The sequence below is a fragment of the Larkinella sp. C7 genome, from assembly GCF_006149005.1.
Lineage (GTDB): Bacteria > Bacteroidota > Bacteroidia > Cytophagales > Spirosomataceae > Larkinella.
The window spans coordinates 23,488-50,379 of the sequence record NZ_VBSL01000013.1; the positions used below are offsets into that span (position 1 = coordinate 23,488).

Genomic DNA, 26,892 nt, shown 5'->3' on the forward strand with positions numbered 1-26,892 from the left:
CAGAAAAGTTATAGTATTGGATTAATGTCTCTATCGCCCCCTCGTCGAACGTCTGTTTTTATTCTGTCCGGAATTATTCTGCTGGCTTTTATCCTCCGTATTTACCGATCCGACACCTACGGTATCTGGTTTGACGAAAAGGCGACGCTCCTCATCAGCCAGTGCATTGCGATGGAAGGGGCCAATCAACACGATGTATTCGACAAGAAGGATTCGCCTTATTTTACGCCCAAAGAGTTCTGGAAACCCAAAACCTTCGCCGATTTCAGTGAAGCCGTTCAGCGGAGCGACATTGGCCACAGTCCGGCCTATTATGCGGTTTTGTGGATTTGGGAAGAGATTTTCGGCCTCAGCGATTTATCGATCCGGTTTCCTTCGATCATCTTCAGCACACTAACGGTTTTACTCGTTTATTTTTTTGCCAAACGTCATTTCCGGCTGGAACCGGAATCGGCAACCCGGCTGGCGTTGATCAGCGCGTTCATTGCTGCCATCGAACCGTTGTTCATCGCCCACAGCCACATCGCCCGCAACTATTCGATGACGTTCTTTCTGACGTTGCTGTCGACGCACGTTTTTCTGATCATCATGGAAAAAGAGCAGAAAAAGAAAGCCCCGGCGCAACTGTATGTCGGCTATTGCGCGCTCATTGCCACTTCGATTCTGTCTCATTACCTGACGGTTACGGTTTTTTTGTGCCACGGTTTGTACACCCTGCTCTACGTCCGCAAATGGCCGATGTGGTATAAACTGGGCGCATCCTTCGCCGTTGCCATCGGGTTCGTATCGCTGTGGATGATTTTCGGCGGGGGGCAATCCACGTTTTTCACCCTGAACCACCAGGCCGTTTTCTATCGCAACCTGGCGCTGACCAATCCCGTGAACAGCGGATTTGGCCTGATTCTTCCGGCCACGATTCCCAACGTTTTCTGGCGATCACTGCCCATCTGGAGCGATCTCGTGCTGTTTACCAACGGCCTGGCGACGGCAACGGCGGGCTACCGGAATGTGGGGGTTGCGCTTCTCATCGGCCTGCTTTCGGTATTCCTTATTTACCGGTACCGGAACCAGCGCCAGCCCCCTCAGTGGGTCAAATTCGGGCTGCCCGTTCTGATGCTGGCCGGGCTGGCTTTCTACAGCATTTATCCGTTGCAGCACCTGGTATTGTCGGCGACGCTGCCGCTTTTTTACCTGATGATTGTGGCTTTGCTGGAAGATTTCAGGCCGAACGACCGCCCGTTGATCGTTTTTCTGGTGCTGCTTTCCGTGGTTCCGACGCTGTTTCTGATCCTGATGGCGTTCCGTTCCGGGCATACCTACGGGCTCACGCAGCGGTATTCGGGCTTTTCATTTCCGTATGTGATCATTCTCGTTGCCATCCTGATTCGGAAACTTTCGACGCAAAAATTGTGGCTTAGTTTACCACTGACGGCGGTTTTGATCATTCAGGGTGGTTTGGTCATTCAACTGCTGCAACGCATCTATAACGATACGGCAGCGAAGTATACGTCGTTTTCCGTTCCCCGTACCACCAATCCGTTTCGCGAATCCGCGAAGAAAATTGAAGAACTCTATGCCCCGGGCGATACGGTTTTGTATCCGTCGCTGAAACGCCGGGAATACTCCGATATCGACAAAAGCGGTCGGCCGTATGCCATTATCGACGCGCAGTTGGTTAACATCTATTTGCCGAAAGACGCCACCTATTACCAGCGCATCGACCCCATGGAACGGGATAAGATTGTACTGGTCAAAGGCAAGACGGGCCAGAAAATCACTATCTTTGACCTCGAAGGAACGAAATACAGGTATTAAATGACTTCACCAGCACTCACAACCGATATTACGACCCTCAGCGGCCAACTGCGGCTGAAGGTTCTCGAATTGTATAATAAGGCCCATGCCGGCCACATTGGCTGCTCGCTGAGCTGCCTCGATATGATGATTGCCTCACTGATTCTGCGGAAACAGGAAGAAGATACGTTCATCCTGTCGAAAGGCCATGCCGCAGCGGCACTCTACGTTTGCCTGAATCACCTGGGCGAAATTTCGGACGAACAACTGCAATCGTTCTACAAAAACGGCACCACCCTGCCCGCTCACCCCGCGCCCAACAAACACAAAGGCATTCCGTTTGCCACCGGCTCGCTCGGTCACGGTTTTCCCATTGCGTCGGGCATTGCGCACGCGAACAAATTGCAGGGCAACACCAACGCCGTGTATGTGCTGATGTCGGACGGGGAAACCAACGAAGGCACCACCTGGGAAGCCGCCCATTACGCCCTGCAACAGGGACTGGATAACCTGACGGTGCTGATCGACAAAAACGGTTTGCAGGGGTTTGGCCCCACTGCCGAAGTGTTTGGCGACACGGCCGATGTGGCGAAATGGAAAGCCATCGGGTTTGACGTTGTGGAAGCCGATGGTCATGATGTGGAAGCCCTGCTCGTGATCCTCGATACGCTGCGGCTGCAAACCAATGGCAAGCCCAAAGTCATTATTGCCCACACGGTGAAAGGCAAAGGCGTTTCGTATATGGAAAACCGGCTCGAATGGCATTACCTGCCCATGACCGCCGACCTCTACGACCAGGCCTGCAACGATATAAACGACCGGTATTTTGCCGCTTAAACCTGTGCAGTAAACAGGTTCCGATCCATACTAGTTAACCACGAATGTCTAAACAGATCCTACCGTACCAGGACAGCATCCTTCAACTAAAAGGACCCATTTTCGTCTTCGGAGCCAGCGGCTTTATCGGTGCCAATTTATTCGATCAGATTTTTCAGCTCCGTAAGGATTGCTACGCCCTGACGCACGACGCCACCAAAGCCTGGCGGCTGAAGTTGCTGAACGTTCCGACGGAAAATGTCATACACTGCGATATACTTTCCCATAAATCAGTTCAGGAAATTTTTGACCGCTACAAACCCCGCACCATCTTCAATCTGGCGGCATACGGGGCCTATAGCAAACAGAAAAACGTCAACCTGACCTACGAAACCAACGTCAACGGCACGGTCAATATTCTCGAAAACTGCACGCCCGACACGGTGTATATCCACGCCGGCAGCAGTTCGGAATACGGTTTTAACTGCACCGCCCCGAAAGAAACCGACCGCGTCGAACCCAACAGCCACTATGCCGTTTCGAAAGTTTCGGCGGCTTACATGCTGGAATTTTACGCCCGCGTCCATGGCCTCAAAACCCTGAACCTGCGGTTGTATTCGATTTACGGCGGCTGGGAAGAACCCGACCGGCTGATTCCCCGGCTGGTGGAAGAAGCCCGGAAAGACACCCTGCCCCCACTGGTTTCGCCCGACATCAGCCGCGATTTTGTCTACATCGACGATTGCGTGGAAGCCTTTGTTCAGGCCGCCCTGAAAGTCGACAAAACCATCAGCGGACGGTCGTATAACATTGCGACGGGTCAGAAAACGACCATGCGCGAGCTGGTCGACGAGACCCGCAACACCTTTGGTTTGACCATTGACCCCGTCTGGGGCAGCATGGGAAACCGGCAGTGGGACCTCAGCGACTGGTATGGCGACCCCGAAGCCGCCAACGCCGACCTCGGCTGGAAAGCCCGGACGCCCCTGGGCGTCGGACTCCGGAAAACCGCCGACTGGCAGATCCAGCACGACTATGCCGAGCGCGTGCTGCCTGCGTTTGCCAACCCCACGCTCAACCCCGTTATCACGGCCATCATTGCCTGTTACAAAGACGCCCAGGCCATTCCGTATATGTATGATCGGCTGGTCAAGACGTTCAACGAAATGAAGGTCCGGTACGAAATCATTTTCGTGAACGACAATTCGCCGGACAACCAGGAAGAAGTCATCGACGGAATTTGCGCGAAAGACCCCAACGTGATCGGCATTACCCATTCGCGCAACTTCGGTTCGCAGTCGGCTTTTCTGAGCGGCATGGAAATTTCGTCGGGCGATGCCGTGGTGCTGATGGACGGCGATTTGCAGGACCCGCCCGAAATCATTCCCAGCTTCTACGAAAAATGGCAGCAGGGTTTTGACGTCACGTATGGCGTCCGGGTGCAGCGTGAAATGCCGCCCCACGTTCATTTTTTTTACCGGACGTTCTACCGGCTGTTCAAGAAAATGTCTTACATCAACATTCCGGTCGATGCGGGTGATTTCTCGATGATCGATCAGAAAGTGGTTCGTGAACTCGTGGCCCTGCCCGAAACCGAGCAGTTTCTGCGCGGACTGCGGGCCTGGGTGGGGTTCAAGCAAACCGGCGTCGGTTATGTGCGGCCTGAGCGGATGTTCGGCGTATCGACCAACAACTGGACGAAAAACATCTGGTGGGCGAAAAAAGCCATTTTCTCGTTCAGTTTTGCCCCGCTCGAATTGATGTCCTACGCCGGATTCCTGCTAACCGGGCTGTCGCTGCTGGGCATTCTCTGGCAGATTTTGGCTAAATTTGTGTTCTTCCCCAACACCCCCGCCGGTATCTCGACCATCATTGTGCTGGTCATGCTGTTCGGTGGCATCAATTTGCTGGGCGTGTCGTTTGTCGGAGAATACATCAGCAAGATTTTTGAAGAAACGAAAAAGCGACCCAAATTTATCCGCACCAAGGTTCGGAAAGGCGAGCACCTCTACAAAACCGCATCCGAAATCCGGGCGCTGGTGGAAGCGAGAAAGACAAAATAAGGTTTACGGTTTTCAGTTTACGGTTTACGGTGGGCTGACGCATGCTTAAAGCGTCAGCCCACCGTAAACCGTAAACTGAAAACCGTAAACCATAAACTAATCAAGTCTATGCGTAAAGAATTTTCTGCTGCGATGGAACGGATTGCTGCGGCTGATGATAAAATCATCTTCATCACGGGCGACCTGGGATATAATGCACTTGAAAACGTGGCCGCCATCATGGGGCCGCGCTTCATCAACGCCGGGGTGGCCGAACAGAACATGGTCGGCGTGGCCGCCGGAATGGCTTATAAAGGGTATAAAGTGTTCTGCTACAGCATCGCTCCCTTTGCGGTGTACCGCTGTCTCGAACAGTTTCGCAACGATGCCTGCCTGCACAATTTGCCGGTTTTTCTGGTTGGTAACGGCGGAGGTTACGGCTACGGCATCATGGGCTCCACGCACCACGCCATCGAAGACCTGGCCTGCCTGAGCGGTTTGCAGAACGTCAAAACCTGGATTCCGGCCTTTGCCGACGAGATCGATTCGATTGTCGACAGCATCGTTTCCGAAGGTCGCCCGGCGTATCTGCGGCTCGGTGCCGGGCCGAAAACGCCCGAAGGCAGCGAAACCACCGGATCGTTCAAGAAAGTGGTGAGCAGCGAAAATCCGAAAGGAACCGTTGTGGCCCTGGGGCCGGTAGCGGCCAATGTGCTGAAAGCCCTGCAAACGTCCGATGCCCTCGGGAATCAGTTCGACGTCTACACCGCCCTGAATCTGCCACTGGAGTTGCCGACGGACCTGGGTCGGCAATGGGCGGAAGCAAAAAATCTTTTGGTTGTGGAAGAACACGTCAGCATCGGTGGTCTGGCCCAGCAGTTGTCGGTAAAGCTACTCGAAAACGGCCTGTCGTTCCGGCAGTTTGTCAGTTTGTCGGCGCAGGGTTATCCCGACGGATTGTATGGCGATCAGAGTTATCACCAGCAGCAATCCGGCCTGGATGCCACGTCAATTCAGGAAAAACTGGCGGCTTTTTTGTGATACGATCGTTACACAGGGTTGATCAGAGAACATCAGCGGGAATCAGAGAGGATTTGTTGAGTTGACCGTATGGAATCGAAAACACAAGCGGGAGCGGTTCAGGAAATCCGGCCAAAAGCGGTTTCTCAACGATCCGTCTTTCTGGGCGGGCTGGTGTTGCTGGTCCCGATCCTGGTCTATTTTTGGGTATTCAGCCGGTACGCCATCAATGTTCCGAAGTTTGAAGACCACATTTTGAAGACCTTTCTCTTCAATCTGGAGAGAGCCAACTCGTTCCGCGACAAGGTGTACGAATTTTTCCGGCAACACAACGAACACCGCATTGTCTACGACCGACTGATCACCTGGCTGGATTACAACCTCACCGGCAAGCTGAACTACATCCACCTTATGGTGGTGGGAAGCCTCAGCCTGGTTGCGCTACTGATGGTGTTTGTCAAGGCATTGCGAAAGGCCAATGCGCCCGTCTGGATGGCCTTGCCGGTTTCGCTGCTGCTCTTCAACCTATCTCACTGGGAAAATATGTTCTGGGGCATGGCGGCCCTGCAAAATTTCACGGTGGTTGTGCTCGCCATTGCCGCCTTCTACGACCTGGCGTTTAAAAACCGGGTGAGTTGGGTGGCCATTCTACTGGCCGTTGCGGCCACGATCACCAGCGGCAATGGCCTGTTGATCTGGCCCGTGGGTCTGGTGATGATTTTTCTGCGTCAGGATTACGTGGGCGTTCTGCACTGGTTGGCCGCACTGGCTGTCACCTTCCGGCTCTATTTTCTGAGCTACCAAAAACCGCCCGGCAATCCCGCCGATCAGGGCACGTTGCTGGATCAGGTTCACGGCTGGTTTCTCTTCAATGGGGCTTCCGCCGAGGCTTTTCCGATTCAGAATTTCATGCTTACCTGCCTGATTCTGGGCATTGCGGTGGTCGGACTGGCCGTGTGGATGGGCTTTTCCATGCTTTGGCAACGCTTTCGCGGGGTTAAACTGAGCCCTTGGCAGTTGTTTTTTTTGGGTGGTGTGGCCTTTCTGGTCGGAACGGGCCTCATCGTGGCCTTCAACCGCGTGGGATTTGGCCTCGGCACGCTTACCACCAGTCGTTACAAAATTTACTCCTTAACGCTACTGGCTTTTCTGTTTTCGTTCTGGATCGCCAACGCCCGCCCTTCACGCCGGTTTCTGACGGCGGGTGTAGCTTCCGGTTTCAGTCTGCTGATCGCCTTTTTTTCGTACACGACCTACCTCGACGAAACCATCAATTTGCGAAACTACCTGGCCACCATGCAGTTCAACTGGACGTATACCCAAAACCGGCCGGTTTCAACCATCGATGCCCAAACCCGCGAATGGGTCGATAATGCTCCGGCATTCTACGATGCGCAGTTGTCCGCTCTCTTTCAGGAGGCCAAACCGGCGGCCGTGATCCGGCTGGATACCCTTTTCAAAGCCAACAACGAGTTTGTAGCCCGGCTGGATTCGTTTCCGGCGCTGGGGATTCGCGACCAGGGCGCGTACCTGATTGCGCGGTCGCCCCGCCGAATTTATCTTTTTCCAACCCGTCAGAATCTTTCCGGCAGCCGCAAGCGATGGATTAAACCGGCGGCCACTTTCGGCTCCGGTTTTACGGCGCAATTTCTCGAAGCCGAACTGGATGCCGGTACGTATGACCTCCAGATTCTGGCCGTCGGCCCCCATACGGAGTGGCGGTTTTATAGCACCGGACGCCAGGTTGTTTCGACTGGAAAACCGCTGGAATCCTTTAAGAAAAACTGGTAGTATGCAGGTATTCCGTAAATCGATCACGCTATTTTTACTCCTGACGCCGGTTTTTCTGGTTGGCGCAACGGTTCTAAAATACGCCATCGACCTTCCGTACTGGGATGATTACCTGGTTCAGACGCATTTGATTTCCCTGAAAAGCGACACGGGCACCCTCCGCAAATTCAGCCGACTGTTCGACCAGCACTGGGAACACCGGATTGTGTGGACCCGCAGCATTTTCTTTCTGTATTACAAACTCACCGGACAACTCAACTATTACAACCTCACACTGGTTGGATTCAGCGGTCTGGGGGTTTTGCTGCTGCTGTTGTATGCGGTTTTCCGGAAAACCCGCCTGCCGCTGTATTACTTTTTGCCGGTTCCGTTCCTGCTATTCACGCTGCAATCGCACGAGAACCTGATCTGGGCGATGGCTTCCATCCAGAATTTTTACATCCTGGTTTTCGCCCTCGGTGCTTTTTATTTACTCGCCTATCCATCGCGCCGGTCGTTTGGGGCGGCTTTGCTCGTGGCCACGGTCGCCAGCTTTACCAGCGGGAACGGTTTTCTTATTTTTCTGATCGGTGCGATGCTGCTGTTCGGGCAGCGGCACTTCCGCCGGGGAGCGCTCTGGCTGGCGGTCGGTTTGGCGTGTGTGGTTATTTACTTTTACAGCTACAACCGCATCACGTTCTTCCCTTCGCCCTATCTCTACGGTTTCGGGCAGTGGATCAAAGCCTTTTTTGTGTTCGTCGGCGGTTTTGTCGACACGTATCCCTACCCCAAACCCGTCGCCATTGGCTATGACAACCCGATCTGGCTGACCATTCTGGTGGGCGTTCTGTTCATCGGGTTTGCAGGCTGGCAACTGATCCGGCTTTTGCTGACGTATTTTCTGACCACCCGTCGTTCCATTCCGGCGATGCCCTGGTTCTGGCCGGCTTTTTTTGGCGGCAGTCTGCTGTTCCTGCTGGCGACGGATGCCATGACGGTGTACGCCCGCGTGGGTTTCGGCGGAGCGGGATACATGCTCCAGAGCCGCTACAAAATCTATTCGGGGCTGTTCATCAGCCTCTGTTACCTCTACGCCCTCTGGATTTATCAGAAGCAGGACTGGCTGCGGTTTGTCTGGGCCGTCGCGCTGGTGGTGACCGTTCCGATTAGCCTGTATGCGGATTATCAATGTCTGGAAGGCATCATCAACCAGCGCCGGAAAACCGTAGCGTCGTACCTGACCTGGCGGCTGCAAACCCCGGTTCAGGAGCAACGGGCTTTTGAGTCGGTGTATCACCCCCAGCCGTTTTCTGATTCTTTCCTTACTGCCGTACAAACCGCCCCGCAGGATACCACGGCGGTTTTCGATCGCATCAACGAAGCGCATTTTTTCCTGAACGTTTTCAAAAAAGATGCCGCGAACCCCACCCTGGAACGACCCGAAAACGGTTCCTACATCGTGTTGCTGGGGGCTGACAGCAGTTACGTTTACCCGGCCCGGCCCCTACGCCCCTATTCGGTGCCGGAGTCGGACCTGAAATCCGGCAAAACCGGCTATTTTAGCCCGGCGTTTCTGGCGCAGGTTCCAAAAGAAGCCACCAGACCGGGCACATACCGAATGGCCTTGCTGACCAACCGCAACGATTCCCTGCGGCTACAAATGAGCCCGGTAGTTTTTCGTCACACCACCACGTATTAACCCATGTCCCTTTTGACACCAGCGACCGAATCCCCATCGAAAGAGAAACTTTACCTCGTTCAGTTAGACGGACTGCGGTTTCTGGCCGTCACACTGGTGATGCTCGACCACTGGCTGGGCGAAAAAAACAGCCTGCCGCTGGGGTATTTTGGCGTCAACCTGTTTTTCGTCCTGAGCGGTTTTCTGATTACCCGCATCCTGATTCACAGCAAGCAGGCCGATGACCGGCTTCAGCGGTCGCACGGTCATTCGCTGCGGCAGTTTTTCATCCGGCGGAGTTTGCGGATTTTCCCCATTTACTACCTGACCATCATTATTCTGGCAATCGTTGGCTTTCAGGCTGCCCGGGAGAATTTCGTCTGGTTTATGACCTACACCCAAAACTTCTGGATCATCATTCACCAGACCTGGTTTGGTGCGCTGGATCACCTGTGGTCGCTGGCGGTAGAAGAACAGTATTACATCTTTTTCCCGTTTCTGGTGCTGTTCCTGCCGCTGCGCCGGTTGCCGGTGGTGTTGGCAACGCTGGTGGGGCTGGCCTTCCTGTTGCGGGTGTACCTGTTTGTGACCGGAGCGCCCTGGATGGTGCAGTTCGTTTTCATGCCCGCCTGTCTGGATGCCTTTGGCCTGGGCGGTGTGCTGGCTTTTCTGATGGTTTTCCGCCGGGAGCTTTTTAACAAACTGGTTGGTAACACGGGTTTTCTGCTGGCAAGTCTGTTTCTATACACCCTGAATGTGTATCTGATGTCGACAACCTCGCCCTCCCGGAACGTTTATACGGACGTTTTCGACCGGTTTTTCACCTCCTTGTTCTGCTTTTTCATCATCGGAAAAAGCGTTGTGGGCTACGGCGGTCTGGCCAGGTGGGTGCTCGAACATCCGGTAAGCAACTACCTGGGGCGGATCAGCTACGGATTGTATTTATTTCATAATTTGGTATTTAATTATTACCACACACCACCCGATTTTATTACCGTTCGGGCCTGGAACCGGGTTCTGCGGGAGATGCCCTTTCTGGTCGATACAGGCGCTGATACGACACTTAAATTCCTGTTTTTTTACGGGATTACGGTACTATTAGCCACCGTTTCCTGGTATGTGGTCGAAAAACCGTTCAATGCCTTGAAAGACCGCTTTTCGTATTGATTTTTTGGAAACAAGCCCGTTGAATAAATCTAAGTGCGGGGGTAGGACAATTCCTACTTCCGATTTCCTTATCTTTGCCTAATTAATTTCGTCAAACCGGCAATTCGAACGCATTTGGTCAACGTTGCCACTTATAAGTCTGCTACCAGCTAATGAGTTTACACCTATCAATAGTAATGCCGGCCTACAACGAGGAAGAGTGTATCCACGAGGTAGTAGAAACCTGGGTCGATCTGCTCACCCGGCAATTTCCAACTGAAAATACGCGTCTTATTGTGATCAACGACGGTTCCAAAGACCGCACCGGTGCCATCCTGGATTCGCTGAAACCCAAATATCCGACCAAACTGGAGGTTGTTCATACGCCCAATGGCGGACACGGCAATGCCGTCGTTCGGGGATACCGTCACGCCGTCGCCTTGGGATCGGAATACGTGTTTCAAACCGACAGTGACGACCAGTTTGTGACCGACGACTTTGCCAAGCTGTGGGCCAAACGCCATGAATCCCATTTCATTCTGGGCTACCGCCAGATTCGTTTCGATGCCCCTGCCCGGCTGGTCATCACCCGGATTCTGAAGTTCAGCCTCTTTCTGATTTACGGAACCTACATCAAAGACAGCAACATTCCGTTTCGCCTGATCAATGGAGCCTACCTGAAAAAACTGCTGGAACAACTGCCGGACCCGACGCCCTTTGCGCCCAATATTTTCCTGGCCGTCATGGCGCGGAAAGCCGGTCAGAAAACCTTCGACATTCCCATCGTTCACAAAGAACGACTGACGGGTACGGTTTCGATTCTACGCTGGAAACTGATCAAAGTATGTATCCAAAGCTTCCGGGAACTGGCCGAATTTCGCCTGGATCTGGGCGCGAAAGTAAAAGCCCTGAAAGCCGTGGATGTGAAGCAGCCCGTTAAACTGTAAGCAATCCCCTTCCAGGAATGCGCCCGGCCGCTCCTGATGACGCAGATTGAACGGATCTCCACAGATTTTATCTGCGAAAATCCGCCCGGTCTGCGTCATTGTTTTTTTATCTTTACCACCCGTATGGCCCCGAATTCAAGTACATGACCAAAAAGCAGCTCTGGATTGGCATTGGGATTTTAGCGCTGATTCTCGGCGGCTACTTCGGGTACCGCTGGTGGAAAGCGCCCGCCCGTTCTACCTGGATGTTGATTCCGTCGGACGCGCTGCTGGTTCTGGAAAGTTCGACCTTGCAGGATACGCTGTCCAAACAGGCCCGGCTGAACGAGATGGCCCTTCAGACCACCCCGGTTTTTCAGGAAGCCGCCCACAGCCTCGAAAAATTTGTCTGGGCGCCCCTCGACACCGCCAGTGCCATTCAGTTTCTGAACGAAAAACCGATCTGGTATTCGCTGCATCCCACGTCCAAAGACCGGTTGGGGTTCATCTTTTACATTCCCATCCGCTCCCTGCAGGATCAACCGTTTGTCAACCGCATCCTGAATCCTGACGCCAACCGCTTCCGCGTGCTCAGTCATCCGTACGAAGACACCCGGATTCATGAACTGCTCACCATCCGTAACGAATCCCTGGGGTCATTCGTCGTACTGGACGATTACCTGATCGGCAGTCCTTCCACGATTCTGATGGAAAGCGTCGTCCGGCGGATGAAACAACCGTTTACCGAAACACCCCTGCAACGGGCCGACGTGTCGCTGATCCGGCCGGGCAATCTGGCGGGTATTTATGTGCGCAGTTCGGTGTTATCGGCCATTCTTTCGCCAAAGGAAGAAAGCACCGATTACCAGTCCAAATACATCAAAGCCCTGTTACCCACGGAGTTGCTAACCCGGTTTCGGCAGTCGGCGTCCCGCTCCCACCTCATTGGCCTGTCGACGGACGACATCGGTTCCAAAAGCGCACTGGCCAACCTCTTCGACCGGCAAACGCCCTTCCGCATCAACTGCGGTGCGCTGATTCCTGACCAGACGACCACCCTTTTTCATTTTAGCCTGAGTGATGGCCCCCGGTTTGGCAAAGCCCTGACGGCTTTTATCAATTCGGAAGACGAAGCCGATACCCGCGAAGGTCGCCGGAAACTCCGGCCCTTGTTGCAGAACGAGGAAAACGGCATTTATAAATACGTCGGCAACGAAATGGCGCTGCTTCGGATGGATGCCCCCAGCGCCGACCGGCGGCTGGTGATGCTGATTCATTCGCCCAACGTCGATCGTTTGTGGGATCGCTACCAGCTTGCTGCCCTGCTGGCTTCCGGCACCGACCGCCTGTCGAGTTCAAAACCGTTTCTGCGCTACCGGATTTCGTCCATCGAAGCCCCAAACCTGCCCGCTTTTCTGTTTGGTGGTTTGTTTCGCGGTTTCGAGCAAAACTGGCTGGCCCAGGTGGGCGATTACCTCGTGATTGCCAACGGGCAGGGCGTTTTGCAGGAATACCTGCAAGCCGTCGAACAGCGAACGGTCTGGTCGGAGTCCTACCGCCAGCGGGATTTGCTAACCCAGACCCTGCGCCCCGCCAACTTTACGGCCTACACCCGTTTCAGCCGGGCGGGTGAATCGGTCACTGCCAACTGGCCGCAATCCTGGCAACAATTGCTGAACCATGACGAAACGGCACTGGACAATGTCGAGAACCTGATCTACCAAAGTACCTACGGACGGGAACGGATTTATTCGACGCTCATTCTGGGTCACACAACCCGGCGCGCCAGCGAAGCGGTTTTGAACCGGATTTTTCTCCAGCGAAAAATTACCCTCAACGCACCCCTGCTGAGTCAGCCAATGGTGATCGGCGACTTTGTCGGCAGCTCCGGAGCCATTTGGGCGGTCGATCAATCCCAGCAATTTCTGCTCATTACCCCCGAAGGCGAAAAACATCCGATGGGTTCGGTCAATGGCCCGGTGATCAGTCCGATGGTGCCGGTTGATTATCTGAGCAATGGCCGGTTGCAATACGCGTTTGCGACGGCCCGTTCCCTGTACATTGCCGACCCGGTGAACGGACTGGCCAAATTGCAATCCATCCCATTGCCGGAAGGACTCGAACCGCGAACGATGATGGCCCCCCGGCGCGATCAAAACCGTTCCCTGATTCTGCTGATGCTCCATGCAAACGGCAGTGTTTACGGTTTTGACCGGCAGCGGAAGCAGTTTGTTCGGCAATTTCCGGTGAACAATGCCGCCGGAGAGGGCGTTTCGGCCTTTCACGCAGCCGTTCGCAACCAGGCCCTTTCGGTGGCTTCGGTTCAGAAAGACGGCAAACTGTTTTACTGGAATGAAAATGGCGGTTTTGCGACCGGTTTTCCGCTTGATTTGAAAGCGGAACTCACCGGACCGGCCTGGCTGGAAGGCGGAACTCCGACCACCCTCACCACCCTGACGCGGCAAGGCGAACTGCTCAGTATTTCGGCGGATGGAAAGGTGCTGGAGCGGAACCAACTGGTCCGGCCCATCCGGCGGGGTTCCTTCCGGCTGTTGCCCGAAGTGAATCAGAACGGGTATGTGTTGCTGCGGACGTCGGATACGGAAGCGGCCATTCTGGATCGAAAAGGCAATTCGTTGTTTGAAGTGCGGGGCTTGCGACCGGGCCAGACAACCATCCGCTACCACATTCTGGGTTCCGGCGTCAATCTGATCAGCGTAAAATCCGGTAATTTTACCACACTATACGACCTCGCGGGCCGTCCGGTCGGTGACCGGCCCATTCCGGGAAATTTCCCGGTGGAGTTGCAATTCTCGGCCACCCGAAATAAATTATTTATCTACAGTACCGACAACAAAGCCGTTCAGATCTGGTCGGTGAAGTTGCGTTAAGCAGGAGTCTATGAACATTGGCGTGATTGCCCGGTATTTGATTTTACTTGTTGGAATTCTCGTGTACGTCGGGAGTTGTCATTCGGATGTCATGAATTCGGCCCAGAAAGAAGGGCTGATTCCCGACGATTACCGCTTTGGGGATCTGTACCGAATGGCGAATTTACCCCAGTTCAAAGCCGAACAGATTCCCTGCCCACCCGCCTACTCGGTGAATGGCCCCCGGAAACCCATTCACTTGTACATCATCGGCGATAGTTTTTCCGAACCCCCGCGCGTTACGCGAAACGACTTCCCGATTGAATACTTTCACCGTACGAAGTGGGACACCCACCACCGTGTGCAGTTGGATACGACCAAAACCAACATCCTGATCATCGAAACCGTCGAACGCCATTTCCGGGATCAGTTTGGGAAACACATCAACGAACTGACCATCGTTTCGGATACGACCAAAGCCGAACCTGCGCCCGAAAACCGCCTGACCTGGCAAAGCATTACGAAGGAAATGGAAACGTTTTTTTCCCGGGATGCCGTCGAAGCCCGGCTGGAGACCATCCTGTTCTTTTCGGACTGGGCGCTGTGGTTCAAGGAATTGAAAGCCTGGCTGACGCTGGATTGGTTCGGCCGCGTGAATCCCAAAACGACCCTGTCGCCCGATGGAAAGCATTTGTTGTATTACCTCGATACGGATACCTCGCTGACGAACTCATCGTTCAGGCCCCTGCCCGATTCGCTCCTGAACCGCTATATCGATACGATCAATGTGGTGGCCGACCGGTACCAAAAAGCCGGTTTTGATCAGGTGTTTCTGTCCATTATTCCCAACAAAACCAGCATTTATGCACCGGGTATGGGACCGCTGCCCTACAATCACCTCATCGAACGCGTTCAGCAAAGCCCCCGGCTGGCCATTCCCGCAATCGATGTCTACACGCCGTATACTGCCAGTTCGGTTCCGCTGTATGAAACCAGCGATGCGCACTGGAACTGCGCCGGTCGGGAAATCTGGATGCGGGAAGTAACAAAAAAGCTTACCACGGTTCAGTGATAAGCTTCGTATGGTAGGACGTAGCGGGCTCGAACCGCTGACCTCCGCCCTGTCAAGGCGGCGCTCTGAACCAACTGAGCTAACATCCTGTCATTGTTTCAGGCCACAAAATTAGGAGATTTCTTCGGTTTCCAAACGAACGCGGTAAACTTTTTGCGAAGGAATTCGCCACAGCAGCAGTAATCCGGCCACAAAAAGCACCAACAACGCCAAAACGCTGTTGCGCATACTCCCCGTAATCTGTTCAATCAGTCCGTACATCAATGTCCCGATCACGATGGATAGTTTGTCTGTTACGTCGTAAAAACTGAAATACGAAGCCGTGTCCTGCGTTCCATCCGGAATGAGTTTAGAGTAAGTCGCCCGCGACAACGCCTGAATGCCGCCCATCACCAACCCGACCACCACGGCCAGTGCATAAAACTGGTTTTCGCTCATCACGTAATACGCCCCGACGCAAATCCCGATCCAGACCGTTACGGCCATCATCAGCGCGTAAATGTTGCCAAACCGCCCCGACAGCCGGGCAAACAGAATGGCTCCCGGAATGGCGATCAACTGAATGAGCAGAATGGTGATGATCAGACTTTGGGCAGGCAATTTCAGTTCGTCACTGCCGAAGATGGTGGCGATGTACATCACCGTTTGGACGGCCATGTTGTAGATAAAAAAAGCCAGCAGAAACCGTTTCAACAACGTTTGCGTCTGCACCTGCGCATATACTTTCTTTAATTCCCGAAAACCGTTAAAAATCCAGTTGCCCGAGGTTTCGGTGCGAATCCGGCGCTCGGCGGTCGGCAAATACCGGAACGAAAGCATGGCAAATCCAAACCACCAGACGCCCACCGTCAGGAATGAAATCCGGGAAGCCATCGCGCTGGACAGGCCGCCGTACCACTGCGGAAACAAAATCATGGTCAGGTTAAACACCATTAACAACACACTTCCGATGTACCCCATCGTAAAACCGCGCGCGCTGACCCGGTCGATCTGGTCTTCAGTCACGATTTCGGGCAGATACGAATTGTAGAAAACGATGCTGCCGCCCCAACCGACCAAACTGAGAATAAAACAAAAAACCGCAAAGGTCGTCGTCTCCTGCGTGAAGAAATACAGGAGCGCACAGCTAATGGAACCCAGAATACAGAAGAACTTCATGAACGACTTCTTCTGACCGCTGTAATCGGCCAGGGCGGACGAAAAAGGGCTTAGAAGCGCAATCAGGAGAAAGGAAGCCGAGACGGAATAGGAGAACAGAACCGAATTTTTTACCGGAAATCCCAGAAAATCAATGACGTTGCCGCCCGCTTCGTTTAAGGCCGTCGCGCTGAAATAGACCGGAAAAATACTGGAAACGATGACCAGTGAATGCACGGAATTCGCCCAGTCATACAGACACCAGGCGTTGACAATACGGGGGTTGTTTTTCATAAAAAAGGAGGAAGGCGTATTGGTGTAACCGAATGCAATCGAGCGTAAAAATAAACGGAAATTTGGTGTCGTCAATGACTCCTTCACGGATAAAAAACCGGTCTGGCTAAACTTCTATCGGCTAAACCGGGTTAAATTGGCAACCTTACCGTGCTTCCGAGCCACACCTGTATGAACCGACTTGCCCAAGAAAGTAGCCCCTATCTCCTGCAACACGCCCATAACCCGGTCGACTGGTTTCCCTGGGGACCCGAAGCGCTGCAAAAAGCACAGCAGGAGAACAAACCGATTCTGGTGAGCATTGGGTATTCGGCCTGCCACTGGTGCCACGTCATGGAACGGGAATCCTTTGAAAATGAGCCGGTTGCGGCTGTCATGAACGAGCATTTTGTGTGTATTAAAGTGGATCGGGAGGAGCGCCCCGATGTGGATGCCATTTACATGGATGCCGTTCAGGCGATGGGGGTGCAGGGCGGCTGGCCCCTGAACGTATTCCTGATGCCCGACGCAAAACCGTTCTATGGCCTGACGTATCTCCCGGCCCGTCAGTGGGTGAACCTGCTGACCAGTGTACGCTCGGCATTTGCCGAACACCCGGATCAGTTGGCCGAATCTGCCGAGGGTTTTGCCAAACAACTGAACATGAGCGTAACGGAACAGTATTATCTGACCGATGCCGCCCCGGCCTTTACGCAGGAATTGCTCGAAGCGATGTATCAAAAACTGGCGTCATCGTTCGATTCGGTGAAAGGCGGCCCCCGTCGGGCACCCAAATTTCCGATGCCGAGCATCTACGGTTTTCTGCTGCGGTATTACCACGTCACGAAAAACGAAGAAGCTCTGAACCACATTCGCCGGACACTCGATTTCATGGCACTGGGCGGTATTTACGACCAGATCGGGGGCGGATTCTCCCGTTACTCCGTTGATGACCAATGGTTTGCTCCTCATTTCGAGAAAATGCTGTACGACAACGGCCAGTTGGTTTCGCTTTATTCCGAAGCCTACAGCCTGACGCAAAGCCCCTTGTATCGCCAGACGGTTTTTCAGACGATCGACTTCCTCCAGCGGGAATTGACCAGTCCGGAAGGCGGTTTTTACTCGGCACTGGATGCCGACAGCGAAGGGGTCGAAGGCAAGTTCTACACCTGGACAACCGCCGAATTGCAATCCATCCTGGAAGACGATTTCAGATGGTTTAGTGAATTATACCACATTGCACCCGATGGAAACTGGGAAGAACACGCGGGCGTCGGGCGAAACATTCTGCACCGCGTGGTGTCGAACGACGATTTTGCCCGGATGCAGGGCTGGTCTCAGGCAGAATTAGCCGACAAACTTTCCGCAGCGCACCAGAAGTTGATGGTCGTCCGGGACCAGCGCATCAGACCCGGACTGGACGACAAGATTCTGTGTTCCTGGAACGGTCTGATGCTGAAAGGACTGGTAATCGCCTACCGGGTTTTTGGGGAGGCCTCTTTCCTGGATCTGGCCGAACGAAATGCCCGTTTTATTCAGGAAAAACTGACCCATCCGGAAACCGGTCAACTCTGGCACAGCTACAAATCCGGGGTGAGAGACCAGGACGGCGTCGCTACGATTACGGCCTATCTGGAAGATTATGCGGCTGTCATCGACGGTTTTCTGGCACTCTATCAGGCCACATTCAAGGAAGAATACCTGCTTGAAGCCGACCGGCTCGCTCGCTATACCCTCGATCATTTCTGGGATGAAGAAGATCATCTGTTCTTTTTCATCGACCAGGCTGGAGAAGCGTTGATTGCCCGAAAGAAGGAAGTGTTTGACAACGTCATTCCGGCGTCCAATTCCATCATGGCGCACAACCTCTACGCGCTCAGCCTGTTGCTGGAACGACCAGTAGATGGTGCTCCGGCTTACACGGATCTGCTCACGGCCATGCTGGGGCGGGTGCAACCCCTGCTGCAACAAAATGCCGATTACCTGACGCACTGGGCCGCGCTCTACGCGATGCGGGTGCAGCCAACCGCCGAACTGGCCCTGGTGGGGCCGGATGCGGAGCAGTTCCGTCGCGAAATCGACCAACGGTTTTACCCCAACAAAATCCTGGCCGGAACCCTGACGGAAAGTGACCTTCCATTGCTGGAAAACCGGACAACGGTAAACGGAAAAACCGCTATTTACGTCTGTTACAACCGCAGTTGTCAATTGCCGGTTACGAGTGTGGAAGCTGCCTTGAGCAGTCTGGAGAACTAATGGAAACGACTTGGAATGTGTTTTAACCGCCAATCAGGACGGTGGGGAAGCCGAGCACGACGGTACCGCCGTGGGCCGTCGTATCGCCTACGCGGGCGGCTGGTTTTCCGGCAACCAAAACCGTTGCCGATCCTTTGATGATGGAATCCGGCGGACCTGTACAGGTACACAAATCACCAACACAGGCAGCGGGCTGACCGCCAATCAGGACGACGGCCTGACCGGGCGGCAGAATGGGACCGCCCACGTGGGGTACGGTGCCCGTTACCATCGGGCAAACGTGCAGATCTCCGACCCGGGCGGCTGGCAATCCCATGCTATGTTTAAATCACTTTGATCAGTTTGAGAACCATGTACACACCACTGGGGCTGGCAGCGCCTTTTTTGTGGCTGAAGATGGTTTTGGAGTTGATGACACCCAGATTTTTAGAACGCACCTGTTCCCGACCCAGGGTGGTGAGTCCCAGTCCAACCAGCAGGTACAACCCGGCCAACATCAATCGATTTCTGAATAGCTTTTTCATCGTATCAGGTCAACTTTTTCCTCTCCATTTCCTGAAAAATCAGGATCAAAACCGGTGGTGAGCGGACAATTCGTTTCGATGCCCAAAAGTACACGGTTGTTCCGGAAGAATAATGCGTAGTTTCCCCTGTTTTGCGAAGTGAAAAGTACCTTTTTTACGCCGTCAGGAAATGCGGCCGGGGTTTTCGTTGGCAAAAGCCGACCAGGCTCCTTTCTTCGATTTCTTACCCGTCGATTTTGTTCCCGGCAGCGCATTTTTGTGAAAGTGGTGGCAAATGGCAATCGCCAGGGCATCCGTCGCATCGAAAAACTCGGGATTGATTTCGGCATGCAACAAATGCCCCACCATATGGGAAACCTGCTCTTTGGACGCATTGCCGTTGCCCGTTACCGATTGCTTCACCTTCCGGGGGGAATATTCCACGATCGGGATACCGCGTGACAGCGCAGCGGCCATGGCCACACCCTGCGCGCGCCCCAGTTTCAGCATCGCCTGGACGTTTTTCCCGAAAAAGGGATCCTCAATCGCCATTTCATCGGGCAGGTGCTCCTCGATCAGTTGAATCATCCGATCAAAGAGTTTCTTCAATTTCAGTTCGTGGGTGCTATATTTGCTCAGGTGAATGACGCCGTATTGCAACATACTCATCTGATCTTTCTGGATTCGGATGACGCCATAACCCGCAATCTGCGTTCCGGGATCGACCCCCAGAATAATTTTGTCGTACGCTTCAAGTTCGGTAGCAGCAAGTGGAATGGGCATGGAAGGTCGTACGGATTTTTAGCAAGGAAACTATGCAAAGTAACGGGTTCGTCCCTCAAAGAACGTATTCCAGGACCAAAAAAATCGTTTTTTGGTCAAAAATCGGCATTCTTACCCTGATCGTCAGTTACATCGGTATTACCCTGAATCGCCAGCAACACGACCTGCAATCCGTCTTTACCTACTGGAAAACCGCCAACTGGCTCAGCCTCCCGGCTTTATTGCTCCTGCTGTTTACGCCTGCCAACTGGCTGCTCGAAGCCCTGAAATGGAAGATTCTGGTTCAACGGGTCGAACCCATTTCGGTAAAAGAAGCGACCCAGGGCGTGTTGGCCGGTCTGGCGATGGGGTTTGCCCTGCCCGCCCAACTGGGCGACACCGCCGGTCGGCTGCTGTCGCTCCGCTCCGACCAACGCTGGCAGGGCATCGGTGCGGCCCTTGTTTCGGGCGGCATGCAGTTTCTGGCCGCCGTGTTTTTCGGAACCATCGCTCTGTTCGTCCAGCTTCAGTTCGAAACGGAAGCCTGGCCTGTTGCGCAGGGCGTGCTGTTCTGGCTCCTGGTGCTGACGATGGGGCTGGCGGTTCTGGCGGCCTGGCAGCGGCACCGGCTGGTTCATCTGCCCGTTCGCTGGCTGCAACGCTGGGAAAAATACTGGTCGGTCGCTTCCTATTATACGACATCGGAGTTGGTCCTGGCTTTCAGTGCGGCCTCGCTCCGCTACCTGACTTTCTCGCTGCAATTTTATTTCGCCCTGCTCATTTTCGGCATTCAGTTACCGCTTCGGGAAACCGCAACCGGGATCGGACTGGTGTATCTGGGAAAAACGATTATTCCGGCCTTTAACCTGCTCAGTGATCTGGGCGTTCGGGAAGCCACGTCCATGTGGGTGTTCGGCCAATGGCAGGTTCCGGCTCCGCAAATTCTGTCGGCAACCCTCACGCTCTGGTTGTTCAATATTCTGGCCCCGGTGTTGGTCGGGCTGTTCTGGGTCTGGAAACTAAAGCTATCAACACACTGACCGATCATGTTGTCTATTCTTCTGGTAATCTCCATCAGTTACGCTTTCTTCACGCTTATTCTGGCCGTAACCTGGTGGCGGATGACCGTGTTTACGGTTCCCGCAATGTCCCAAAACGCCAGTTCACCCCGAATCAGTGTCATCATTCCGGTTCGCAACGAAGAACATACCCTGCCCCTGCTGCTGCGTGATCTGCAAAACCAGACCTATTCTTCCAACGGTTTTGAAGTCATCGTTGCGGACGACTCATCAACGGATAACACCCTGAAAATCACGCAGTCGCTGGTTGGACAAATGTCCTACTCCCTCCGACCGCTGCCGCTGGCCAATGAACCGACCACGTCGCCGAAGAAACGGGCGATTCGGCAAAGCATCGCGATGGCCACCGGCGACCTGATCGTAACGACCGACGGCGACTGCCGCGTGGGGCCGAAATGGCTCGAAACGATTGCGGCTTTTTACCAGCAAACCGGCGCCCAGCTCATCAGTGGCCCGATCAGTTTCAATACCGATCATTCCGCTTTCGGGAACCTGCAAACCGTCGAAAGCAGCAGCCTCATTGGCGCGGGGGCCTGCACGATGGCCCTGGGCTTTCCGACGATGTGCAACGGCGCCAACCTGACCTACGAAAAACGGGCTTTTGTAGCCGTAGACGGTTTTGCAGGCATCGACCATGTGGCTTCCGGTGACGATGAACTGCTCATGCACAAGATTGCCAGCCGGTATCCTGCGGGCGTAAAATTCCTGAAAAGCCCGGATGCGATTGTCCACACCGCTCCCCAGCCGACGCTGGAAGCATTCTACCACCAGCGGAAGCGGTGGGCCAGCAAATGGCGCGCGTACCAGAGCGTATTGCCGTCGATTTTGGCGGTTTTTATCTTTGCCAGCAACCTGGCGCTGCCCGTCGCCCTGCTCGCTTATGGCTTCGGAAATCTGTCGGCGTCGCAACTAATCGGTATCGTAGCCTTGAAAGCTGTGCCGGAGTGGCTATTTTTGGGCTCCGTATTGGTGTTCCTGAAAAAAAAGCCGGTACTTTTCTGGATTCCGGTCACGCAATTGGTGTATCCTTTGTACGTGGTTTTTTTCGGGCTGGCGGCTCAGCAAAAGGGATTTCGCTGGAAAGACCGGACGTTGCGTTAATCCCACCAAAAACCGCATCAGCGAACTGATTCTATGTTTTTACATAAAACAAATTTCCTGCTTCGGGCCTTCTACCCCCGCTTTGAGTGGCGCATTCCGACCCGGGAGAAGGTGATTTACCTGACGTTTGACGACGGCCCCATCCCGGACGTCACCGAATTTGTGCTGGAAACGCTGCAAAACCACCAGGCCAAAGCGACGTTTTTTTGCATTGGCGACAACGTCAAAAAGCATCCCGGTATCTTTCAGCAGGTACACCAGGCAGGCCATTCCATTGGCAATCACACCTTTAACCATTTGAATGGCTGGAAAACCGAGGACGAACCATATCTGGAAAACGTTCGGCAGTGTCAGCAGCAGTTGGACCTGCCGACCCGGCTTTTTCGTCCGCCCTACGGCCGCATGAAACGCAGCCAGGGCCACGAAGTCCTGAAGACGCATGATGTCATCATGTGGGATGTGCTGACGGGCGATTTTTCGCTGTCGCTACAGCCGGAGGTGGTGCTGCAGAAAACGCTGAAATACACCGAACCGGGTTCCATCATCCTGTTTCACGACAGCCTGAAAGCCTGGCCCCGCATGAGTTACGCCTTGCCACGGGTCCTGTCCCATTTTTCAGAACGGGGGTATCGCTTTGACGGTTTACCCCAAACGTCCGGTTTCAGGACTTCGGTGGCGTGAACATTGACCTCAGCATTCTGATTGCCGCCCGCAATGAGGAAGACTCCATTCTCCGCTGTCTTCAGGCCATCGAGCAACTTCAGTATCCCCCGGATCGCTACGAAGTGCTGATTGGCAATGACCAGTCGGAGGACCAAACCGGGGAACTGGTGGCCGGTTTTATTGGCAATAAACCGCGTTACCGGCTTTTCACCATCACGCAAAAAGTGGGAAACCAGGCCGGAAAAGCCAATGTGTTGGCGCAGTTAGCCCAACACGCGCAGGGGCAGATTTTGCTGTTTACCGATGCTGACTGCGCCGTATCGCCCGACTGGCTTTCCGGGATGCTAAAACCGTTTGAACAAGAACGACTCGGGATTCTGACGGGCTGTACGCAGATTGTCGGGCATACGGTTTTTCAGAAATTGCAGGCCGTCGACTGGTTTTATGGACAATACCTGATCAAGCAATTGGCCGATCTGAACATTCCGGTGACGGCGATGGGCAACAACATGGCGGTGCGCCGAACGGCTTACGATGCGGTGGGTGGGTACGAAAATCTGCCTTTTTCGGTGGTGGAAGATTACCAACTGTTTACAGAAATCGTGCAGCGCGGTTTTGCTTTCGGCCACCTCTTCCATCAGGAGGTGCTGGCAACCACCCGGCCGTTACCAGATTGGCAAAGTTGGTTGCATCAACGAAAACGCTGGATGGTCGGGGCATTGCAGTTACCGCCGTATTTTATCGTCCTTTTTCTCCTGCAACTGCTTTTTTATCCGCTGCTGATCGTTCTGGCGTTCTGGTTTCCGACCGCAGCGGCAACGATCTGGCTGATTAAGTTTGTTACCCAGACGGCCCAACTGCTCTGGATTCTGAACCGGTTTCGCCGGTGGGACCTGCTGCCGTATTTGATCGGCTTCGAGTTTTACCTGCACATCGGCTATTGTATTTCACTGATTTATTATTGGTTACCCACGAAGCTGGTCTGGAAAGGCCGAACGTATTCATGATCGACACCCACGCCCATATTTACGATTTGCAATTTGAAGACAAGGACGCCATGCTGTCGGCGGCTGAAACCCAGGGCATTTCCCAAATCTGGATGCCCAATTGCGCCACCGAAACCATCGACGCCATGATGGCCCTGGCCGAACGGTTTCCCGACCGCTGCTTGCCGATGATGGGCCTTCATCCCTGCTACGTCAACGAAACCGTCGAAGACGAACTGGCAACCGTCGAAAGTTGGCTGAACCGCTATCCGTTTCTTTTCATCGGCGAAATTGGTCTGGATTTTTACTGGGATCTGACCCACGTCGACCGTCAATTTGAAGCCTTCACGGTTCAGTTGCAATGGGCCTCGCAGCGAAATGTACCCATTTCCATTCACAGCCGTTCCGCTGCCAACGGCGGTCGAAATGCCTTTGCCGAGGCTGCTGATCTCATCGAAAAACTGGCTCTGCCTAACCTGAACGGCATTTTTCACTGTTTCGTCGGAACCGTGGAGGAAGCGCACCGCGCCATTGAACTGGGTTTCAAATTAGGCATCGGGGGCGTTTCAACCTTCAAAAATGGCGGTTTGGACAAGGTGCTGCCGCACATCGACCTGGAACATCTGGTGCTCGAAACCGATGCGCCGTACCTGGCTCCCGTTCCCTACCGGGGCAAACGAAACGAACCGGCGTACCTGACATTGATTGCCCAGCGGGTCGCCGATTTGAAGCAGGTTCCACTCGCGCAGGTAAAAGCGCAAACCACCCAAAATGCCCAACAGCTTTTGATCCGCTAACATGTATCGCACCATTCATATCAACCCGATTTTACCGGGTCAGTCCCGATCCTCGGTTTTGGTCATCTACACCGGCGGCACGCTCGGCATGGTTTATGACCGCCAGAACGACCAGCTTGTCCCTTTCGATTTTGAGCAGATTCTGGATCGGGTTCCCGAAATCCGGCGGCTGGATTTTGAAGTAACGGTCATTGTGCTGAGCGAACTGATCGATTCTTCGAACATGAAACCGGGAAACTGGATTCATCTGGCCCGCATCATTCGGGACAACTACGAAGCCTACGACAGTTTTGTCATCCTGCACGGAACGGACACGATGGCCTACACAGCCTCAGCCCTCAGTTTTTTGCTCGAAGGATTGAACAAACCGGTCATTCTGACGGGTGCGCAATTGCCCATTGGCGTGGCCCGGTCGGATGCGCGCGAAAATTTCATTACGGCCATGGAAATTGCCGCTGCGCAGGAAAACGGTCGGCCACTGGTGCCGGAAGTCTGTATTTACTTCAATTCGATGCTGTTGCGGGGCAATCGGGCGAAGAAAAAGGAAAGCGTGCATTTCAACGCGTTTCATTCCGAAAACTACCCGCATCTGGCGATGGCCGGTGTCAACATCGAATACAATACGCCATTTATTCATCCGTATGTGCCGGAATCAAAACTGACCGTGTACGAGGAAATGGACACGCACGTGGTCGTTCTACCGCTTTTTCCGGGTATCAACCACCAGATTATCAGTGCCATTCTGGGCATTCCGGGTTTGAAAGGGCTGGTGCTGGAAAGTTACGGTTCCGGAAATGCCCCCACGGAAACCTGGTTTCTGAATGCGCTGGGAAGTGCCATTCAACGGGGTATGGTCATTTTTAACGTTTCCCAGTGCGACGGCGGCCGGGTGACGCAGGGGCGCTACCACACCAGCAAAGCATTGGACCAAATCGGCGTCTTGAGCGGCAGTGACAGCACCGTCGAAGCGGCCATTACCAAATTGATGTTCCTGCTCGCCAACGAACCGGATCAGGATCGGTTGAAAAAACGTCTGGTAACGCCGATTTGTGGAGAAATGAGCTTATAAGGATCAAAAACGGGTTGTAAGTTTCAGGAATAACCCGCATCTTTGCATCCCGTTTCGACCCAGAGAGATGTCCGAGTGGTTGAAGGAGCACGCCTGGAAAGTGTGTATACGTCTAAAGCGTATCGCGGGTTCGAATCCCGCTCTCTCTGCAAAAAATAACCCACTCACAATGAGCGGGTTATTTTATTTTATACGGATCCGTTTCTACGCCAGCTTAATTCACTCCCGGCACGTGTAGGTGAAATCTGTAATCCGGTAATAGGGAACGCTCACGCTGGTATCTAAAAAGTACCGGCGTTTCACGCGCCCATTTTCGTCATACTCATAGTGATAATCAAAGACGTTGACATGCTGTTCATTAGATCCCTCGTAACCTCTTGTCGTCATCTTGGTGGGCAGGTTTTTGCTGGTTTTCCCTTCCTGGGGAGCAATATTAGGTAAATTCGGTCGGGTGAGGTCATACTCGTATTCATAGACCACTTTTGACCCAGTCGCAACCAAGATGGCTTCTTCATTGATCAGATTGCCGTCCACAATCGTATAAGTCTGGACCATTCCCAGCGTTTCTTTTCGAATCAAATAACCCTCCGCGTTATACGTATAATAGGTGGGAACCTGGGTGTTGGTGTTAATATCAGCCAAAAGCCCCTGATCGTTTAACGCAATATCGGAATAGCCGCCTTTCATCAGACCTGGTTCATAAGTATAATTTAAGGTCGTCGGCGTGAAATTACCTGTGGGATTACGATAATACTGACTCAAGCGGTTTTGCTCATCATAGGTGTATTTCTCGGTATACTTGGTTCCAATCTGGACAGGCTTGCCATCCAACTGCGCGGTTTCATCCAGCGGTTGCCAATACGGGATTTCGGAACGGGACGATTTTTCAATCGCTGTAAACGTCAGCACCTGACAACTAAGATCGGGGCCGGGTCGGTGATCCTGCACGGTACAGGCATCAAGAAACACAACAAGACTAACAGAAAGAAAGGCCAGGGTAGTACGAATTTTCATAAGAGCAGGAATAAAAAAAGTGAATATTGATTTACTAAAAGTATAGGAGCTATTCTTTGACAAAAAGGTTGCAAAAGAGGATGATAATATTATTAAACGTACGCATTTTCATTTATTC

Annotated in this window: 22 protein-coding genes and 2 tRNA genes; 18 read left to right on the plus strand and 6 right to left on the minus strand. The window is 53.5% G+C overall.

Annotated elements, in window-relative coordinates:
• Nucleotides 1-24 precede the first annotated feature (24 nt).
• From FH871_RS24620 to FH871_RS24665, 10 genes are all read left to right on the plus strand, one after another.
• Nucleotides 25-1,815, plus strand: a complete 1,791-nt coding sequence (locus FH871_RS24620) for a glycosyltransferase family 39 protein (protein WP_138994085.1) — start codon at nt 25-27, stop codon at nt 1,813-1,815.
• Nucleotides 1,816-2,631, plus strand: coding sequence for a transketolase (locus FH871_RS24625; RefSeq protein ID WP_138994086.1), 816 nt, complete (start codon nt 1,816-1,818; stop codon nt 2,629-2,631).
• A gap of 44 nt (nt 2,632-2,675) precedes the next feature.
• Nucleotides 2,676-4,673, plus strand: a complete 1,998-nt coding sequence (locus FH871_RS24630) for an NAD-dependent epimerase/dehydratase family protein (RefSeq protein ID WP_138994087.1) — start codon at nt 2,676-2,678, stop codon at nt 4,671-4,673.
• Between the two features lie 108 nt (nt 4,674-4,781).
• Nucleotides 4,782-5,693, plus strand: coding sequence for a transketolase (locus tag FH871_RS24635; RefSeq protein WP_138994088.1), 912 nt, complete (start codon nt 4,782-4,784; stop codon nt 5,691-5,693).
• Nucleotides 5,694-5,762: 69 nt separating this feature from the next.
• Complete coding sequence (locus FH871_RS24640) at nt 5,763-7,463, plus strand: hypothetical protein (RefSeq protein WP_138994089.1); 1,701 nt, start codon at nt 5,763-5,765, stop codon at nt 7,461-7,463.
• Nucleotide 7,464: 1 nt separating this feature from the next.
• Entirely contained in the window at nt 7,465-9,141 is a 1,677-nt protein-coding gene (locus FH871_RS24645) for a hypothetical protein (protein ID WP_138994090.1), read from the plus strand.
• Nucleotides 9,142-9,144: 3 nt separating this feature from the next.
• The gene (locus tag FH871_RS24650) at nt 9,145-10,287 is read left to right on the plus strand and encodes an acyltransferase (RefSeq protein ID WP_138994091.1); all 1,143 of its coding nucleotides are present in this window, start codon (nt 9,145-9,147) and stop codon (nt 10,285-10,287) included.
• A gap of 152 nt (nt 10,288-10,439) precedes the next feature.
• Entirely contained in the window at nt 10,440-11,213 is a 774-nt protein-coding gene (locus FH871_RS24655; protein WP_138994092.1) for a glycosyltransferase family 2 protein, read from the plus strand.
• A 143-nt stretch (nt 11,214-11,356) separates the two neighbouring features.
• The gene (locus FH871_RS24660; protein ID WP_138994093.1) at nt 11,357-14,083 is read left to right on the plus strand and encodes a hypothetical protein; all 2,727 of its coding nucleotides are present in this window, start codon (nt 11,357-11,359) and stop codon (nt 14,081-14,083) included.
• 10 nt (nt 14,084-14,093) lie between these two features.
• On the plus strand, nt 14,094-15,134 hold the full coding sequence (locus tag FH871_RS24665) for a hypothetical protein (protein ID WP_138994094.1): 1,041 nt from the start codon (nt 14,094-14,096) through the stop codon (nt 15,132-15,134).
• An 11-nt stretch (nt 15,135-15,145) separates the two neighbouring features.
• Here the strand turns inward: FH871_RS24665 and FH871_RS24670 are convergent.
• Together FH871_RS24670 and FH871_RS24675 are read right to left on the minus strand one after the other, a co-directional pair.
• Nucleotides 15,146-15,223 (minus strand) — tRNA-Val (locus FH871_RS24670).
• Nucleotides 15,224-15,245: 22 nt separating this feature from the next.
• Nucleotides 15,246-16,565 carry an MFS transporter gene (locus FH871_RS24675; RefSeq protein WP_138994095.1) on the minus strand — a complete coding sequence of 440 codons (1,320 nt, stop codon included), beginning with the start codon at nt 16,563-16,565 and terminating at the stop codon, nt 15,246-15,248.
• 171 nt (nt 16,566-16,736) lie between these two features.
• Between FH871_RS24675 and FH871_RS24680 the strand changes: the two genes are divergently transcribed.
• Nucleotides 16,737-18,800 (plus strand): thioredoxin domain-containing protein, encoded by a 2,064-nt coding sequence (locus FH871_RS24680; RefSeq protein WP_138994096.1) that lies wholly within the window; start codon nt 16,737-16,739, stop codon nt 18,798-18,800.
• A 22-nt stretch (nt 18,801-18,822) separates the two neighbouring features.
• Here FH871_RS24680 and FH871_RS24685 read toward each other — a convergent pair whose 3' ends face one another.
• The 3 genes from FH871_RS24685 to ruvC all read right to left on the minus strand — a co-directional run bounded on the left by FH871_RS24685 (nt 18,823) and on the right by ruvC (nt 20,086).
• Nucleotides 18,823-19,116: a PAAR domain-containing protein gene (locus tag FH871_RS24685; protein ID WP_138994097.1), complete on the minus strand. Its 294-nt coding sequence runs from the start codon at nt 19,114-19,116 to the stop codon at nt 18,823-18,825.
• Between the two features lie 7 nt (nt 19,117-19,123).
• Entirely contained in the window at nt 19,124-19,324 is a 201-nt protein-coding gene (locus tag FH871_RS24690; protein WP_138994098.1) for a hypothetical protein, read from the minus strand.
• A gap of 162 nt (nt 19,325-19,486) precedes the next feature.
• On the minus strand, nt 19,487-20,086 hold the full coding sequence (gene ruvC / locus FH871_RS24695) for a crossover junction endodeoxyribonuclease RuvC (protein ID WP_138994099.1): 600 nt from the start codon (nt 20,084-20,086) through the stop codon (nt 19,487-19,489).
• Between the two features lie 32 nt (nt 20,087-20,118).
• Between ruvC and FH871_RS24700 the strand changes: the two genes are divergently transcribed.
• The 7 genes from FH871_RS24700 to FH871_RS24730 all read left to right on the plus strand — a co-directional run bounded on the left by FH871_RS24700 (nt 20,119) and on the right by FH871_RS24730 (nt 25,909).
• Nucleotides 20,119-21,105: a lysylphosphatidylglycerol synthase transmembrane domain-containing protein gene (locus tag FH871_RS24700; RefSeq protein ID WP_138994100.1), complete on the plus strand. Its 987-nt coding sequence runs from the start codon at nt 20,119-20,121 to the stop codon at nt 21,103-21,105.
• Nucleotides 21,106-21,111: 6 nt separating this feature from the next.
• Nucleotides 21,112-22,245, plus strand: a complete 1,134-nt coding sequence (locus FH871_RS24705; RefSeq protein WP_138994101.1) for a glycosyltransferase — start codon at nt 21,112-21,114, stop codon at nt 22,243-22,245.
• Between the two features lie 33 nt (nt 22,246-22,278).
• Nucleotides 22,279-22,926, plus strand: a complete 648-nt coding sequence (locus FH871_RS24710) for a polysaccharide deacetylase family protein (protein ID WP_138994102.1) — start codon at nt 22,279-22,281, stop codon at nt 22,924-22,926.
• On the plus strand, nt 22,923-23,915 hold the full coding sequence (locus FH871_RS24715; protein ID WP_138994103.1) for a glycosyltransferase: 993 nt from the start codon (nt 22,923-22,925) through the stop codon (nt 23,913-23,915). Before FH871_RS24710 ends, FH871_RS24715 begins: the two co-directional genes overlap by 4 nt.
• Entirely contained in the window at nt 23,912-24,691 is a 780-nt protein-coding gene (locus FH871_RS24720) for a TatD family hydrolase (RefSeq protein ID WP_138994104.1), read from the plus strand. The genes FH871_RS24715 and FH871_RS24720 overlap by 4 nt, the downstream gene beginning before the upstream one ends.
• A 1-nt stretch (nt 24,692) precedes the next feature.
• Nucleotides 24,693-25,760 (plus strand): asparaginase, encoded by a 1,068-nt coding sequence (locus FH871_RS24725; RefSeq protein ID WP_138994105.1) that lies wholly within the window; start codon nt 24,693-24,695, stop codon nt 25,758-25,760.
• A 61-nt stretch (nt 25,761-25,821) separates the two neighbouring features.
• A tRNA-Ser gene (locus FH871_RS24730) sits at nt 25,822-25,909 on the plus strand.
• Nucleotides 25,910-25,979: 70 nt separating this feature from the next.
• Here the strand turns inward: FH871_RS24730 and FH871_RS24735 are convergent.
• Nucleotides 25,980-26,774 (minus strand): hypothetical protein, encoded by a 795-nt coding sequence (locus FH871_RS24735; protein WP_138994106.1) that lies wholly within the window; start codon nt 26,772-26,774, stop codon nt 25,980-25,982.
• Nucleotides 26,775-26,892: the final 118 nt, after the last annotated feature.

Coding starts and splice junctions, on each gene's coding strand:
- FH871_RS24620 (WP_138994085.1), top strand. CDS start 25: ATGTCTCTATCGCCCCCTCGTCGAACGTCTGTTTTTATTCTGTCCGGA.
- FH871_RS24625 (WP_138994086.1), top strand. CDS start 1,816: ATGACTTCACCAGCACTCACAACCGATATTACGACCCTCAGCGGCCAA.
- FH871_RS24630 (WP_138994087.1), top strand. CDS start 2,676: ATGTCTAAACAGATCCTACCGTACCAGGACAGCATCCTTCAACTAAAA.
- FH871_RS24635 (WP_138994088.1), top strand. CDS start 4,782: ATGCGTAAAGAATTTTCTGCTGCGATGGAACGGATTGCTGCGGCTGAT.
- FH871_RS24640 (WP_138994089.1), top strand. CDS start 5,763: ATGGAATCGAAAACACAAGCGGGAGCGGTTCAGGAAATCCGGCCAAAA.
- FH871_RS24645 (WP_138994090.1), top strand. CDS start 7,465: ATGCAGGTATTCCGTAAATCGATCACGCTATTTTTACTCCTGACGCCG.
- FH871_RS24650 (WP_138994091.1), top strand. CDS start 9,145: ATGTCCCTTTTGACACCAGCGACCGAATCCCCATCGAAAGAGAAACTT.
- FH871_RS24655 (WP_138994092.1), top strand. CDS start 10,440: ATGAGTTTACACCTATCAATAGTAATGCCGGCCTACAACGAGGAAGAG.
- FH871_RS24660 (WP_138994093.1), top strand. CDS start 11,357: ATGACCAAAAAGCAGCTCTGGATTGGCATTGGGATTTTAGCGCTGATT.
- FH871_RS24665 (WP_138994094.1), top strand. CDS start 14,094: ATGAACATTGGCGTGATTGCCCGGTATTTGATTTTACTTGTTGGAATT.
- FH871_RS24675 (WP_138994095.1), bottom strand. CDS start 16,565: ATGAAAAACAACCCCCGTATTGTCAACGCCTGGTGTCTGTATGACTGG.
- FH871_RS24680 (WP_138994096.1), top strand. CDS start 16,737: ATGAACCGACTTGCCCAAGAAAGTAGCCCCTATCTCCTGCAACACGCC.
- FH871_RS24685 (WP_138994097.1), bottom strand. CDS start 19,116: ATGGGATTGCCAGCCGCCCGGGTCGGAGATCTGCACGTTTGCCCGATG.
- FH871_RS24690 (WP_138994098.1), bottom strand. CDS start 19,324: ATGAAAAAGCTATTCAGAAATCGATTGATGTTGGCCGGGTTGTACCTG.
- ruvC (WP_138994099.1), bottom strand. CDS start 20,086: ATGCCCATTCCACTTGCTGCTACCGAACTTGAAGCGTACGACAAAATT.
- FH871_RS24700 (WP_138994100.1), top strand. CDS start 20,119: ATGCAAAGTAACGGGTTCGTCCCTCAAAGAACGTATTCCAGGACCAAA.
- FH871_RS24705 (WP_138994101.1), top strand. CDS start 21,112: ATGTTGTCTATTCTTCTGGTAATCTCCATCAGTTACGCTTTCTTCACG.
- FH871_RS24710 (WP_138994102.1), top strand. CDS start 22,279: ATGTTTTTACATAAAACAAATTTCCTGCTTCGGGCCTTCTACCCCCGC.
- FH871_RS24720 (WP_138994104.1), top strand. CDS start 23,912: ATGATCGACACCCACGCCCATATTTACGATTTGCAATTTGAAGACAAG.
- FH871_RS24725 (WP_138994105.1), top strand. CDS start 24,693: ATGTATCGCACCATTCATATCAACCCGATTTTACCGGGTCAGTCCCGA.
- FH871_RS24735 (WP_138994106.1), bottom strand. CDS start 26,774: ATGAAAATTCGTACTACCCTGGCCTTTCTTTCTGTTAGTCTTGTTGTG.